Source organism: Nocardia sp. 852002-20019_SCH5090214 (genome assembly GCF_001665865.1).
GTDB classification, from domain to species: Bacteria; Actinomycetota; Actinomycetes; order Mycobacteriales; family Mycobacteriaceae; genus Nocardia; species Nocardia nova.
On the sequence record NZ_LZMK01000132.1, the window covers coordinates 1 to 1,165 of the forward strand.

Consider the following 1,165-nt stretch of genomic DNA (forward strand, 5'->3'; position numbering starts at 1 on the left):
CCGCCGTGCTATCCGTTCGCAGCCTCCTGCAACTGACCGAACCGAGCACCGCAACCGCGGCTGACGACGATTCTGGTCCGGGCCCGGCCCCGAGAGTTCCGATCTGCCTGGCCGGGCCCGGCACCGCTCAGCATAGGGCCGTCCGCAACCCCCGCCATGGCCACCGGCCGGAGCCCGGTCGGACCGGGGTGCGGGTCCGGTACCCGAAATGGGGTACGGCCGCCGAGCCGCAGAGCCCCTGAGCGCAGTGCGATGTTTCCTGTCTTTGTGGTTTCCGGTTGGGACGGGTGAGGCACATGATGCGCGGGGCAACCGCACCTGCCCAACCTCCTTCCTTCCGGTCCCATTTTCCGGTCACACCTCTTGCACCACGGCGTGTCAGAGGGGGAGTTTCGTCCGGAAGAAACTTGTAGCCTGGCCGTATGGTCGCCTCCCGGTCGTGTCTTCAGTGCGGAAACCCGGTGACGTGGAAAGGCACCGGAAGACCACCGATCTGGTGCAGCAGCAGGTGCCGGCGGCGCGGGCACGAGGCGGGGATACGCATCCGTGAAGTCGTACGCGAACGGGTGGTCGACAAGCCGGAGCGGATCTCGGCACAACGCCAGATCGATCGCCTGCTCGACAGCGAGGAAGACACCGAACTGCTGCTGCGCACGCTGATATTCCGGTGGCGCCACCGCAACCCCGACACCTATCCCGACACCGACCGCAGACTTGCCCCGCTGGTGACCGAACTGTGGCAGTCCTTCCACGCCCCGGTCGATCCGAAGACCGCGAAAAACCCGCCCGCCAAGGCACCGACCGCCGCCGCGGACTACCGCCTCGCGGTCGACAAGGTGCTCTCCTCACCGCGGTCGATCCAATCGCTGCTCGTCAAACTGCGCGACATGATCGACCGTGACCGGCTGCCCAACGATGCCCGCAGCCGCGACCAGATCCTTGCCGGAGTCTCACACCTGAATTCCCGCCGCCGGTCGGAGCCGATCTATCGCAGGCGCTGACCCAAAGTTGCCCTTCACACCTCATGCTCCGAGGTAACGAAACAGCAGCGATGACATGGCAAGCCCGCCCGCTGAGGGCGGGTGCGGCAGCACCTTCCAACCCAGCCACCTCGCCGACGGGGCGGCCGCTACAGTTCCGGGCCGTGATCGCGGTCGCGGTCGAA

The 1,165-nt window shown here is 67.0% G+C and carries 1 protein-coding gene; it reads left to right on the top strand.

Features of this window, described 5'->3' with window-relative positions:
- Positions 1-566: 566 nt before the first annotated feature.
- Entirely contained in the window at positions 567-1,001 is a 435-nt protein-coding gene (locus A5780_RS11790) for a hypothetical protein (RefSeq protein ID WP_064908445.1), read from the top strand.
- The last annotated feature ends 164 nt before the right edge of the window (positions 1,002-1,165 follow it).